The organism is Hymenobacter lapidiphilus (assembly GCF_013377885.1).
In the GTDB taxonomy this organism is placed as follows: Bacteria; Bacteroidota; Bacteroidia; order Cytophagales; family Hymenobacteraceae; genus Hymenobacter; species Hymenobacter lapidiphilus.
The window spans coordinates 58,967-72,827 of sequence record NZ_JABKAU010000012.1; the positions used below are offsets into that span (position 1 = coordinate 58,967).

The 13,861-nt window shown below is 59.8% G+C and carries 10 protein-coding genes; all 10 read left to right on the forward strand.

Annotated elements, in window-relative coordinates:
- The first annotated feature begins 3 nt into the window (after window positions 1–3).
- The 10 genes from HW554_RS08535 (at window position 4) to ftsA (ending at window position 13,843) form a co-directional block, all read left to right on the forward strand.
- Window positions 4–744 (forward strand): FtsL-like putative cell division protein, encoded by a 741-nt coding sequence (locus tag HW554_RS08535; protein ID WP_176908160.1) that lies wholly within the window; start codon window positions 4–6, stop codon window positions 742–744.
- Window positions 728–2,884: a penicillin-binding protein gene (locus HW554_RS08540; protein WP_176908161.1), complete on the forward strand. Its 2,157-nt coding sequence runs from the start codon at window positions 728–730 to the stop codon at window positions 2,882–2,884. The genes HW554_RS08535 and HW554_RS08540 overlap by 17 nt, the downstream gene beginning before the upstream one ends.
- Window positions 2,885–3,045: 161 nt before the next feature.
- On the forward strand, window positions 3,046–4,512 hold the full coding sequence (locus HW554_RS08545; protein WP_176908162.1) for a UDP-N-acetylmuramoyl-L-alanyl-D-glutamate--2,6-diaminopimelate ligase: 1,467 nt from the start codon (window positions 3,046–3,048) through the stop codon (window positions 4,510–4,512).
- Window positions 4,513–4,696: 184 nt separating this feature from the next.
- A complete protein-coding gene (mraY, locus tag HW554_RS08550; RefSeq protein ID WP_176908163.1) occupies window positions 4,697–5,917 on the forward strand; it encodes a phospho-N-acetylmuramoyl-pentapeptide-transferase in 1,221 nt (406 codons plus the stop codon).
- Between the two features lie 61 nt (window positions 5,918–5,978).
- The gene (gene murD, locus HW554_RS08555; RefSeq protein WP_176908164.1) at window positions 5,979–7,343 is read left to right on the forward strand and encodes a UDP-N-acetylmuramoyl-L-alanine--D-glutamate ligase; all 1,365 of its coding nucleotides are present in this window, start codon (window positions 5,979–5,981) and stop codon (window positions 7,341–7,343) included.
- A 117-nt stretch (window positions 7,344–7,460) separates the two neighbouring features.
- Window positions 7,461–8,624 carry an FtsW/RodA/SpoVE family cell cycle protein gene (locus HW554_RS08560; protein WP_176908165.1) on the forward strand — a complete coding sequence of 388 codons (1,164 nt, stop codon included), beginning with the start codon at window positions 7,461–7,463 and terminating at the stop codon, window positions 8,622–8,624.
- Between the two features lie 104 nt (window positions 8,625–8,728).
- Window positions 8,729–9,820, forward strand: coding sequence for an undecaprenyldiphospho-muramoylpentapeptide beta-N-acetylglucosaminyltransferase (gene murG, locus HW554_RS08565; RefSeq protein ID WP_176908166.1), 1,092 nt, complete (start codon window positions 8,729–8,731; stop codon window positions 9,818–9,820).
- Window positions 9,821–9,932: 112 nt separating this feature from the next.
- On the forward strand, window positions 9,933–11,519 hold the full coding sequence (locus tag HW554_RS08570; protein ID WP_176908167.1) for a UDP-N-acetylmuramate--L-alanine ligase: 1,587 nt from the start codon (window positions 9,933–9,935) through the stop codon (window positions 11,517–11,519).
- A gap of 98 nt (window positions 11,520–11,617) precedes the next feature.
- Window positions 11,618–12,376 carry a cell division protein FtsQ/DivIB gene (locus HW554_RS08575; RefSeq protein ID WP_176908168.1) on the forward strand — a complete coding sequence of 253 codons (759 nt, stop codon included), beginning with the start codon at window positions 11,618–11,620 and terminating at the stop codon, window positions 12,374–12,376.
- A gap of 84 nt (window positions 12,377–12,460) precedes the next feature.
- Window positions 12,461–13,843: a cell division protein FtsA gene (gene ftsA / locus HW554_RS08580; RefSeq protein ID WP_176908169.1), complete on the forward strand. Its 1,383-nt coding sequence runs from the start codon at window positions 12,461–12,463 to the stop codon at window positions 13,841–13,843.
- Window positions 13,844–13,861: the final 18 nt, after the last annotated feature.

A 13,861-nucleotide genomic window follows, 5' to 3' on the forward strand; every position in this document is an offset into this window, starting at 1 on the left:
AAGATGTCCTCCAATACCGTTCGTCCTGCCAGCAACCCGCCCCGCGCCAACGTGCCCCGCGCCGTGGAGCCGGCACCGGTGCGCCCGCCGGAAGTGGCCGAACCAGAGCCGGAAGCCGCCCCCGAGCCGGCCCCCCGGCCAGTGCGGGCGGCCCGGCCGGCGGCCCCGAAGCGCAGCACCTGGAGCGTGTTTACGCTGCTGGAGCGGGCTACGCCCATGGACGGGCTGTTTCGGGAGGGTCTGCCGGTGCGGCTGCTGCCGCATTTGCTGTTCATCATGTTTCTGGTGCTGCTCTACATCGGCAACACGCACTATGCCACCCGCATGAACCGCAGCATTCAGAAGATGAAGACTGAAACTGAAGACCTGCGGGCCGATTATACCACGCTTAAGTCTGACTACATGGAGGCCAGCAAGCAAAGCGAAGTGGCCCGGCGCGTGGCTGCCTACGGGCTGGCCGAAAGCTCCTCGCCGCCTTTTCGTATTGCCGTGCCCGCCGGTGGCCTCGATGAGGCCAAGCTGGACATGATGCCTGGACTCACGGCCGACTCGGTGGCCGCCATGACAGCCCGCGCCCGCGTCGACTCGCTGCGCCGGGTGGTGGGCCCCGCCCTGGGCAGCGATTCGGTGGTGGAAGTAGGCGCGCCGCCCGTTCCTATTGGTACCGACCTCAACGGCGAGCCGGCTCCGGCCGCCGCTTCATCTAACCGAGCTGCAACCCGTCGCGATGAAAGGAAACGTTAAAAAAAGCATTGTTACCCGCGTACGGCTGGCCTTCCTGGGGGTCTGTCTGTTTTCGGCGGCCATTGTGTGGCGCATCACCCACGTGCAGTTTACCGAAGGTGCCAAATGGAGCGCCCTGGAGCAGGAACGGCGGGTGATTTACCAGCCGGTATTTGCCACCCGCGGCAATATTTACTCTGATAATGAGAGTATTATGGCTACCTCGCTGCCCTTTTACCGGGTGGCCTGGGACCCTAGTGTGGTGAATGATGCGCTGTTCAACCAGAAGGTAGATTCGCTGGCCGGGCTGCTGGCGGGCTTTTTTGGCGACCGAAGCAAGCAGGAGTACTACCGCAAGCTCAAGAACGCCCACGACCCCAAGAAGGGCGTGCGCTATATTCGCCTCAACTCGCGGCAAATCAATTATCAGGAGAAAAAGGAGCTGGCTTCGTGGCCCATTTTCCGGGAGGGAAAAAACCGGGGCGGGGTCATTTTTGAGAAGATTGACAAGCGCTTCCGGCCTTTTGGTGGGCTGGCTCAGCGCACGATTGGCTTCCTGAACGAGGACAAGAACGGGGCGGGCCTGGAGTTCACCTTCAACCGCCACCTGGCCGGCCGCGACGGCGAGGCCCTGTTCGAGCGCCTGCCCGGTGGCAACAAGCCCATTTACGATGGTACCGAGGTAAAGCCCCAACCAGGCTACGACGTGAAGACGACGCTCGATATCAACCTCCAGGACATGGCCGAAAGTGCCCTCTACAAGTCGCTGGTGCAGAATAACGCTCAGTACGGCACCGTCATTCTGATGGAAGTGGCCACCGGCCATATTAAAGCCGTAGCCAACCTGGGCCGGGTGGCCGACGGCGTGTACCGCGAAAATTACAACTACGCCATTGCCGATCAGGGCCGCACCGAGCCGGGCTCGACCTTCAAGCTGGCCTCGATGATGGCCGTATTTGAGGAAAACCCCGAATTGCAGCTAACCGACACGATTAACACCGGCCGCTCGGGGGCTATGCGCATCGGCGGGGCCGTGAAAACCGACTCGCACCCGTATGGTCGGATTTCCATCCAGCAGGTATTCGAGAAATCGTCGAACATCGGTGTGGCGCTGCTGACTGACCGCACCTTCAATAAGAACCCTGAGAAGTACACCGACCACCTGAAAAGCTTCGGGCTCGATAAGCCGCTGGGCTTCCAGATGGCCGGCGAGGCACGGCCTTATATTAAAGATCCAAACGACCGCAGCTGGAGCCGGACCTCGTTGAGTACCATGAGCATCGGCTATGAGCTGAAACTGGCCCCGCTCCAGACGCTGGCCTTTTACAACGCCGTGGCCAACGGCGGGGTGAAGGTGCAGCCGATGATTGTAAGCGAAATCAAGCAGGCCGACAAGGTGATTGAGCGGTTTGAGACGGTGGTGCTTAACCCCAAAATATGTTCCGAGGAAACCCTGCAGAAGGTACGCACCATGATGGAAGGCGTGGTGGAGCACGGCACGGCCCGCGGTATCCGCACCAGCGACTACCTGATTGCGGGTAAAACCGGCACGGCCTGGAAGTTCAAGAACGGCGCGTACACCCGCACCTATTCCACCAGCTTCTGCGGCTACTTCCCGGCCGACAAGCCCAAGTACAGCTGTATTGTAGTGGTCGATTCGCCCAAGAACGGCCGTATTTATGGCGGCGATGTGGCCGCACCCGTGTTTCGCGAGCTGGCCGATAAGGCCATGGCCCGCGACGCGGCTTCGGAGCGGCCGCTACTGGCCCGCGCCCCGGTGCGCCGCTCGCCGGTGCCGTTGGTGAAGGCCGGCCTGCAGGACGAGCTGACGATGATGTTCAGCCAGCTGGGGGTGCGCCACCAGGCCACGGCCCCCACCGAAGACTGGGTGCGCACCGCCCGCCCCGACTCGCAGGCCGCCGACGTGCAACTGCTGCCGCTGCCACTGCGCCCCGGCCGCGTGCCCAACGTAGAGGGCCTGACGCTGCGTGATGCGCTGTTTCTGCTCGAAAACCGCGGCCTGCGGGTGCGTACCAGCGGCTCGGGCCGCGTAACCAGCCAGTCGGTAGCGGCCGGTACGCCCGCCAAGCGTGGCACCACTGTGCAGCTTACTTTGGAGCCGATTGGCATGCAGCCCCGGCCGCTGGCAGTGATGCAGTAGGAAGCACGTAGCGGAGGAGGAACGTCATTCAGAGCGGAGCGAAGAATCTCGCGTGCTGACGTAACCGTGCCCATTAAATACAAGTGTTCACTCCTGCAATGTCAACACGCGAGATTCTTCGCTCCGCTCTGAATGACGTTCTTTCATCATCATTCTAAATCTTGAAAAATCTTCCCCAACTCCTGACCGCCATAACTGTGCGGGCCCAGCACGGCCCAACGGATGTTTCCATCAATTCCCTTACCCTGGACTCGCGGCAGGCAGGGCCGGGAACGGTATTTTTCGCGTTGCGCGGCACAGCGGCCGACGGCCATCAGTTCATTGCCAAAGCCGTGGAGCAGGGCGCGGCTGTGGTGGTGTGCGAGGAGTTGCCGGCTGCGCTGAACCCGGCCACCAGCTACGTTCAGGTAACCGATTCGGCGGAAGCCATGGCCCTGATGGCGGCCGAGTTTTATGGGCACCCGTCGCGGCAGCTGCAGCTGGTGGGCATTACGGGCACCAACGGCAAAACCACCTGCGCCACCATGCTGCACAAGCTGTTCCGCGAGCTGGGCTACCACTGTGGGCTGCTGAGCACGGTGCAGAACCAGATTGACGAGCAAGTAATTCTGAGCACCCATACCACGCCCGATGCTATCCGCCTGAACGAGCTGCTGGCCCAGATGCTGCGCGCCGGCTGCACCCACGTGTTTATCGAGGTCAGCTCGCACGCCGTGGTGCAGCACCGCGTTACGGGCCTGCACTTTGCGGGCGGTGTGTTCACCAACCTCAGCCACGACCACCTCGATTACCACGGCACCTTCGATGCCTATTTGAAGGCCAAAAAGGGCTTCTTTGACATGTTGCCGAAGTCGGGTTTTGCGCTCAGCAACGCCGATGACAAGCGTGGGGCCGTAATGCTGCAGAACGTGGCCGGCCGCCGTGAGCTGTACTCGCTCCGCGGCCACGGCGAGTTCCGGGCGCGGCTGCTGGAAAACGCGGTGCACGGCCTCCACCTCGAAATTGAGGGCCGTGAGGTGCAGTTCCGGCTCATTGGGGTGTTCAACGCCTACAACCTGCTGGCCATTTACGGTACGGCCGTGCTGCTGGGCGAAGACCCCACGGAGGTGCTCACAGTGCTGTCGGGCCTGACGTCGGCACCGGGCCGCTTCGAGCCGGTGGTATCAGGGAAGGCACGCATTACGGGCATCGTGGATTACGCCCACACGCCCGACGCGCTGGAAAACGTGCTCCAGACCCTGGCCGATATCCGCCAGCCCAGTCAGCAGATAATTACTGTAGTGGGCTGCGGCGGCAACCGCGACGAAGCCAAACGCCCCGAAATGGCCCGCCTGGCCGCCGTACTCTCCGAGCGCGCCGTACTGACTTCGGACAATCCCCGCTTCGAAGACCCCAACGATATCCTGACCCAGATGCAGGCCGGCGTACCAGTTACCGCGCTGGGCAAAGTTCTTACCATTGCCGACCGGCGCGAGGCCATTAAAACGGCTGTAGCCCTGGCTCAGCCCGGCGACATTGTGCTGGTAGCCGGCAAAGGCCACGAAACCTACCAGGAAATCAAGGGCATCAAAAACGACTTCGATGACAAGCAGGTGCTGAAGGAGATGTTTGAGCTGCTGGGGAAGTAGCGTTTAGCAGTTGTGGACTAATAATAAAAGAACGGTGTCATGCTGAGCGAAGGCGCCGCCGCCTTCGCTCAGCATGACGGGGCTTTTTTCACCCCTCCTAACTCAAAAACTCACTACTAACCGCTAATCCCTCCCCGCTAAAATCTACCTTTGCGCTTCAACCCGCCCGCCGAACACCGCGCCCATGCTGTATTACCTGTTCAATTATCTATATAAAGTACACCACATTCCGGGTACCGGCGTGATGCAGTACAGCTCGTTTCGGGCGGCGCTGGCCATTGTTTCGTCGCTGATTATTGCGCAGTACTTCGGGGCGCCGCTGATTCGGCTGCTGCAGCGCCAGCAGATTGGCGAAACCATCCGCGACTTGGGGTTGCAGGGGCAGGCCGAGAAGAAGGGCACCCCCACCATGGGCGGCCTGATTATTCTGCTGGCCATTCTGGTGCCGGTGCTGCTGTTTGCCAAGCTCGACAACATCTACATCATCCTGATGCTGCTCAGCACGGTTTGGCTGGGTTTGATTGGCTTCGTCGACGACTATATTAAAGTAGTAAAGAAGAACAAGGACGGGCTGGCCGGGCGCTTCAAGATTCTGGGCCAGGTGGGCCTGGGCCTCACGGTGGGCTGGGTGCTGTTCTTCAGCAACGACGTAACCGTGCGCCAGTACGTGCTGGCCGACGGCTCGTTTTCGGCCGTCGATGCCAGCACCATGTACCAAGACGTGAAGCTGATGATTACCACCGTGCCGTTTATCAAGAACAACGAGCTTAACTACGGCGACCTGTTCGCCACGGCTGGCGACTTTTTCAACGAGTACTACGCCTTCTTCTACATTCCCATCGTCATCCTTATCATCACCGCTGTCAGTAACGGAGCCAATCTCACCGATGGCCTCGACGGGCTGGCAGCGGGTACATCGGCCATTATTGGTACCACGCTGGCCGTTTTTGCCTTCGTGAGCGGCAACGCTTTGCTGGCCGATTACCTTGATATCATGTTTATCCCGAATTCGGGCGAGCTGGTTATCTTCTGCGCCGCTTTCGTAGGGGCCTGCGTAGGCTTTCTGTGGTACAATAGCTACCCGGCCCAGGTATTTATGGGCGACACCGGCTCGCTGGCTATCGGCGGCATTATTGCCGTGCTGGCTCTCATTGTGCGCAAAGAACTGCTCATTCCGGTGCTCTGCGGGGTGTTCCTGATTGAAAGTCTCTCGGTGATGGCGCAGGTAAGCTACTTCAAATACACCCGTCGCAAGTACGGCGAGGGCCGGCGGCTGCTGCGCATGTCGCCGTTACACCACCACTACCAGAAGCTGGGCTACCACGAGTCCAAAATCGTGTCGCGCTTCTGGATTGTGAGTATTATGCTGGCCGTGCTGACTTTGGTGACTTTGAAATTGCGCTAACGGAGGTTTCACGCAGTGTTCGTTCACTGCGAGACACTGCGTGAAACCCAAAAGAACAACTATGCACTACGTAATTCTGGGAGCCGGCGAGAGTGGGGTAGGGGCGGCGCTGCTGGCCCAGGCCAAGGGGCATACCGTGTTCGTGTCCGACCAAAGCCCGATTCAGCCCAAATACCAGCAGAAGCTGCGCAACGCCAATATCCGGTTCGAGGAAGGCAGGCACACGCTGGAAGAAATTCTGACGGCTGATGAGGTAGTAAAAAGCCCTGGCATCCCGGAAAAAGCGGCCGTCATTCAGTCGTTACGGAAGAAGGGCACGCCCATTATTTCTGAAATTGAGCTGGCCGGGCGTTATACCCGCGCCAGATGCATCGCCATTACGGGCACCAACGGCAAAACCACCACCACGCTGCTCACCTACCATCTGCTGAAGGAAGGCGGCCTGAACGTGGGGCTGGCCGGCAACGTGGGCTACTCGCTGGCCGAGCAGGTTATTGCCGACGAACATGATTACTACGTGCTGGAGCTGAGCTCCTTTCAGCTCGACGACACGTACGACTTCCAGCCCTGGGTTTCGGTGCTGCTCAACATCACCCCCGACCACCTCGACCGCTACGACTACTCGCTCGAACAGTACGCCAAGGCCAAGCTGCGCATCACTCAAAACCAGGACAGCAGCAACTTCTTCATCTACAACGCCGACGACGAAACCATCCAGCGCTACTTCCCCAGCGCGTTGCGGCCAATGCGCCAGCTGCCCTTCAGCCTGCACCAGCGCCCCGATTTCCAACTGGCGGGCTATTACCTGCAGGAGGAAGTAGTTTGCGTGGATTTGCAGCCCGGGCTTTACAGTGAGGCCGAGGAAATCAGCACGGCTACTTCGGCCCTCATTGGCCAGCACAACCGCCAGAACGCGCTGGCCGCCATTCTGTGCGCCCGGCTGGCCGGCCTGGATGCCCCCCGGATTGAGGCCGCCCTGGCCACGTTCCGCAACGCCGACCACCGCCTGCAGCTGGTAGGTGAGGTGGGTGGCGTCCGCTTCATCAACGACAGTAAGGCTACCAACGTGGAAGCTGCCTGGTACGCCCTCGACGGCATAAAGGCCCCGATTGTGTGGATTGGGGGGGGCACCGACAAGGGCAACGACTACAGCAGCCTGCAGCCACTGGCCGAAAACCGCGTAAAAGCCCTAATTTGCCTGGGCCTCGACAACGAAAAGCTCCGCGCCAGCTTCGGTAGCGTGGTACCGCACCTCGAAGAAACCCAAAGCATGGCTGCTGCCGTGCAGCGGGCCGCCACCCTCGCCGCCCCCGGCGACGTGGTGCTACTCTCGCCCGCCTGCGCCAGCTTCGACCTGTTCCAGAACTACGAAGACCGTGGCCGGCAATTTGCTGCCGCCGTGGCTTCGCTGGAAGCCGGAGAATAACTATTGAAAGAACGTCATGCTGAGCATTCTGCTTGATGCGCAGAATGCTCAGCATGACGCGTTCGTTGTCCCAATCGAACAAAAAAACAGTGTAATCAGCTCTAATCGTAAAAATCAGTGGTAAACAACTGGCTCCGCAAAAACCTCAAGGGCGACCCTATTCTGTGGGGTATCGTGCTGCTGTTTTCGCTGATTTCTATTGCCGTAGTGTACTCGGCGACGGGCACGCTGGCCTATAAGAGCCGCGGCGGCAACACCGAGTACTTCCTCTTCAAGCATACCAGCCTCATTGTGCTGGGTTTGCTGTTTATGTGGCTGGCGCACCGCATCGATTACCGCCACTACTCGCGCCTCTCGCTGTACGCGCTGCTGGCTTCGGTGCCACTGCTCGTCTTCACCTTCGTGATGGGCTCGACACTCAACGAAGCCTCGCGCTGGCTCACTATCCCGGTCATCAATCAAACCTTCCAGCCCTCCGATTTGGCCAAGCTGGCCCTCATTACGCATCTGGCCTCCATGCTCAGCCGCCGCCAGCAAAACGTGGGCGACTTCAAGACCACGTTGCTGCCGGTAATGATTTGGGTGGGTGTGATTTGCGGGCTTATCATCCTGTCCAACGCCTCCACGGCGTTGCTGCTGTTTGCCACCTGCATGCTGCTGATGTTTATTGGGCGGGTGCCGCTCAAGCAGATGGCCGTTATGGCGGCCATCGGCATTCTGATTGGCGGCGTGGGCCTGGTAGCCGGGCAGCGCTGGAAAACGGTGCAGTCGCGCATCGAGAGCTTCACCGACAAGAGTAAGCCGGTACCGTTTCAGCTAGAGCACGCCTACATTGCCGAGGCCACCGGCGGCCTGTTTGGCAAGGGGCCCGGCAAAAGCACCGAGCGCAACATCATGCCCCATCCGTACTCCGACTTCATCTACGCCATCATCATCGAAGAATACGGCCTGTTCGGGGGCGTAATCGTGCTGTTCCTCTACCTGGCCTTTCTTTATCGAGGGCTTAAAACGGTCATGAACAGCTACGGTGCCTTCGGGGGCCTGCTCTCGGCGGGCCTCACGTTTAGCTTAGTGTTGCAGGCCATGGTGAATATGGGCGTGGCCGTGGGCCTGGGCCCGATTACTGGTCTGCCGCTACCGCTGCTGAGCATGGGTGGCACCTCGCTCATCTTCACTGGTATCAGCATCGGCATTATCCTGGCCGTAAGCCGTGGCGAGCGGGAAATCCGCCCCATGAGCGACCAGCCCGCCGGTACGGCGCGCATTCCGAAAGTGGCTTAGCTTTGAGCCCTTAGCTGATGGCTGTTGGCTATTAGCTTCCGTTCAGAACGCAGTTGTCAGTCAAAAGCTAACAGCTCTCAGCTGCTAGCTAACAGCTAAAAATCATGAAACTTATCATCAGCGGCGGCGGCACCGGGGGGCACATTTTTCCGGCCGTGGCCATTGCCAACGAAGTACGCCGCCGGTTTCCGGCCGCCGAAATCCTGTTTGTGGGTGCCAATGGCCGTATGGAGATGACGCGGGTACCCGAGGCCGGCTACGACATCATCGGCCTCGACATTGCCGGTTTGCAGCGCAGCCTGACGCCCAAAAACCTGCTGTTCCCGATTAAGGTGATGCGGGCCGTGCGCAAAGCAGGCAAAATCATCGAGAAATTCCGGCCCGATGCGGTGGTGGGCGTAGGCGGCTACGCCTCTGCGCCGGTGCTGCTGGCAGCCACCTCGCGGGGCATTCCGGCCCTTATTCAGGAGCAGAACTCCTACGCCGGCCTCGTAAATAAGCTGCTGGCCAAGCGTGTGCAGCGTATCTGCGTGGCCTACGAGGGCATGGGCAAGTTCTTCCCCAACGACCGGCTGACATTGACCGGCAACCCCGTGCGCACCGAAATTGCCGCCGGTCAGCGCGCCGAGGCCCTGGCCTTCTTCGGGCTCGATGCCGCCCGCCCGGTGTTACTGGTTATTGGGGGGAGTCTGGGCGCGCGTACGCTCAACCAGGCCACTGCCGCAGCGCTACCCCGCCTGCAGGAGGCCGGCGTGCAGCTACTCTGGCAAACCGGCAAACTCTACTTTCCCGAGGCCGAAAAGCAGGCTGCCCCGTTTGCTGCCGCCGGTTTGCAGGCCCTGGAGTTCATCCGCCGCATGGATCTGGCCTACGCCGCCGCCGATGTAGTGGTGAGCCGGGCCGGGGCGCTGTCGGTATCGGAGTTGTGCCTGACGGGCAAGCCGAGCATCCTGGTGCCCTCGCCCAACGTGGCCGAAGACCACCAGACCAAAAACGCGCTGGCCCTTACAACCAAAGATGCTGCCCTGCTCGTGCACGACACTGAGGCCGCTGCCACACTTTACGACGAAGCCCTGGCGCTACTCCGCAACCCGAAGCACCAGCAGCAGCTAAGCGCCAACATCCTGCAGCTAGCCCGCCCCCAAGCCACGGCCACGATTGTGGACGAGCTGCTGAAACTGATTCCGAACGCGTAGGGGCGGGGCTTGTACCCGCCCGCCATTGAACGTTTGTCGTTGCAGTTGCGCGCACAGCGGGCGGCGACAAGCCCCCATCTACGACCACCATTCAAGCTCTGCACCCCTAAAAATGAAAACCAACGTCTTCTTCCTGGGTATCGGTGGCATCGGCATGTCGGCACTGGCGCGCTGGTTCCGGGCCAACGGGCACGTGGTGAGCGGCTACGACAAAACCCGCACGCCCCTGACTGACGCCCTGACGGCCGAGGGCATCACGATTCACTATGATGACGCGGTGGAGAGCATTCCGCTGGCCGTGCGTGAAAACCCTGCCGACACGCTGGTTGTGCTCACGCCCGCCATCCCAAAGGACCACCGCGAATGGGCCTGGCTACGAGAGCAGGGCTACGATATCCGCAAGCGTAGCCAGGTGCTTGGTGTGCTCACCGAAGGCCGCCCGACCATTGCGGTAGCCGGCACCCACGGCAAAACTACCACCAGCAGCATGGTAGCTCACTTGCTGCACCACGCCGGTGTGCCCTGCGCCGCTTTCTTAGGCGGAATCAGCGTAAACCTGGGCTCAAACTTACTGCTGCCGGAGTCAATTAAAAATAAAGGAGTAGGAATTAAAAATTCCGCAGCGGAAGTAAATACCACTGCGGATAATCAACCGCAAAAAGTAAATAACGAACAACCAAAAACGAGCAACAAGTACGACCCGGCATCTGACAATTCACAGCTAGCAACTAATGTCCCCGTCGTCGTTGAAGCCGATGAATACGACCGGAGCTTTCTGACGCTGTTTCCGACGGTGGCCATCGTGACGAGCACCGATGCCGACCACCTCGATATTTATGGGGACGCCGAGACGTTGCTGGAGTCGTTCCGGCAGTTTGTGGGGCAGATTCAGCCGGGCGGCACGCTCATCATCAACCACACGGCCGATGCCAGCGTGGCCGCCGCCGCCCCGGCCGGCGTGCGGGTGCTGCGCTACGGCCTGAACCCCGAACAGGGCCCTGAGTTGTACGCCGCCAATATCACCGCCGAGGGCCACCTGTTCCGCTTCGACATGCACGGCCCAGCCGAACCAGAAGCGGAACTAGAACAAAAAAAGCTAACAGCTCAAATAAAAAATCTGGAGCTGGCTGTGCCGGGTTTTCATAATGTGGAGAATATGCTGGCCGCCGCCTGCGTGGCTCGTCTTTACGGCCTTTCCGACGAGCAATTGCGGGCCGCTGTAGCCGCTTACCGGGGCGTGAAGCGTCGTTTCGAGTTCATCGTGACGGCCGGCACGCCTGCGCAGCCCAAGGTATATGTAGACGATTACGCCCACCATCCGCGCGAAATCGAGGCCTTCTTACAGTCTCTGCGGGCCCTGTACCCGGGGCGGCGGCTGCGGGTGGTTTTCCAGCCCCACCTCTACAGCCGCACCCGCGACTTTGCCCCCGGATTCGCTGAGAGTCTGAGCCTTGCCGACGAAGTGGTACTGCTCGACATCTACCCAGCGCGCGAGCAGCCACTGCCGGGCGTTACGTCGGAGTTGATTTTATCCCAAATCACGGCGCCGGTAAAATCTCTGCAAACCAAGGACGAAATTTTGCAAAATGCCGAAACCAATCCGAATTTTGACGTATTAGCCACTGTAGGCGCCGGCGACATCGACCAGTTAGTGCCTCAATTAAAGAATATTTTGAATATTCGCTGGCTGAATAGCTGAGTTGCCCGGCCGGCCGCTTGCCGGCAACCGGAAACGGCTCCTGCAGCAAGCCCCGCCCCGCTATTCATTTTTCCCCTGACCCCAGTACCAACCCCCGAATGAAGCGCGACGCTAAGAACCTGCTGATTGCCACCGTATGCCTGCTGCTGCTGCTGGGGCTGGGGGCATTTGCGGCCGTGCGGCAGGCCAACCGCAAGGTTGGGGGCGTTATTGTATCGGTCAGCAACGAGTTCAATAACTTTTTCATCGGCCAGCGCGAAGTAACCGGCCTGCTGACCCGCCAGGGACGCGATCGGCTAGAGGGCTCTGCGCCCTCCGACATCGACCTGAAAGCTCTCGAAGCGCGCCTCAAGGCCCACAGCTTCGTGAAGGAGGCCCAGGTGTACCGCGACCTGGCCGGCAACCTGCACGCCGACGTGCGCCAGAGCCGCCCCATTGCCCGCCTCGTACACGCCGACTCGCGCCAGGACAGCTACCTCGATGCCGATGGGCGTAAGCTGCCGCTTTCTTCGCTGTTCACGGCCCGGGTCGTGCCCATCTCACGAACTGGCGGCGTGCCGCTGGCCGCCTCCTTCTTTCAGGACAGCAGCGGCATACGCTACCTCGAATTCCTGCGTTACATCGACGAAAAACCGTTCTGGCGCGCACAGGTCGCCGAAATATTCGTGGCACCTAATGGAAAGATTTCATTTACCCAACAGGTGGGTGATCAGCGGGTCGAATTTGGCTTTCCTGATAATATTTCGGAAAAATTCGCGAAACTGATGGTATTTTACCGTCAAATTCCGCCGGTGCTTGGCTGGGACACGTACCACCGCGTCAACGTCGAATTCAAGGATCAGATCATCTGTGAATAAAATTATCCGTCTAAAACGCTACCTTAAAGCGGATTAAACGCCCTTTTACTGCCTGCACCTGCCAACCCCTCGCCCATCCTTCCCATGCAACACGATAAAATTGTAGTCGGCCTCGACATCGGTACCACCAAAATATGTGCTTTGGTTGGCCGCAAAAATGAATTCGGTAAGCTCGAAATTCTTGGTTTGGGCAAGGCCGTGTCGGAAGGCGTGGTACGGGGAATTGTGTCGAATATCGACAAGACGGTGGACGCCATTAAGAAGGCCATCAAGCAGGCAGAGGAGCAGTCGGGCATCAACATTGGCGTGGTGAACGTGGGCATTGCGGGCCAGCACATCAAGAGCCTGCAGCACAACGGCAGCATCACCCGCGCCTCGGCCGAAACCGAAATAACCCAGGCCGACGTGGAGCGCCTCACCAGCGACATGTATCGCCTGGTGACGCCGCCCGGCTCGCAGATCATCCACGTAATGCCCCAGGACTATAAGGTGGATTACGAGGAGGGCATTCTGGACCCGGTGGGCATGTCGGGTGTGCGGCTGGAGGGCAATTTCCACATCATCACGGCGCAAAGCACGGCCATCAACAACGTGTACAAGTGCGTTACGAAGGCCGGGCTGGAAATTGATAACCTGATCCTCGAGCCGCTGGCATCGAGCATGTCGGTGCTGAGCGACGAGGAGAAGGAGGCCGGTGTGGCGCTGGTTGACATTGGCGGCGGCACGACCGATCTGGCCATTTTCAAGGATGGTATCATCCGTCATGCGGCCGTATTGCCATTCGGCGGCAACATCATCACCACCGACATCAAGCAGGGCTGCCAGGTGATGCAGAACCAAGCCGAGCAGCTCAAGGTGAAATTTGGCAAGGCTATTGCCGAAGAAGCCTCGGAGTACGAAATCGTGAGCATCCCTGGCCTGCGCGACCGGGCACCCAAGGAAATCAGCCTGAAAAACCTGGCCTACATTATTGAGGCCCGGATGGAGGAAATTGTGGAGCTGGTGTACGCCGAAATCCAGCGCTTGGGCTTCCAAGACAAGCTGGCGGCCGGCATCGTGATGACCGGCGGCGGCTCGCAGCTCCAGAACCTGGTGCAGCTGGCCGAGTACGTAACCGGCCTCGACACGCGCATTGGCTACCCCAATGAGCACTTGGGTAAAAGCAAGATTGAAGCGGTAAAGTCGCCCATGTACGCCACCACGGTGGGCCTGGTGCTGGCTGGCTACCGCTCGCTCGACGACCGCCTGGCCCAGCGCGGCTACGAGGAGCCCGAGCAGGAGCAGAATTACTACGTGCCCACGCCCGAAGTGCGCCCGGCTACTACTGCTCCGCAGACTCCAGCAGCTCCGGCCACTCCGGCGGCCGAAAAGGCTACCAAAAAGCCGGGCGCCGGTGATTTCTTTCAACGAATTCTTAATCGCACAAAAGACCTGCTGATTAATGATTTCGATGACAAACAGTATTAATGTCAATTGAAAATTAAG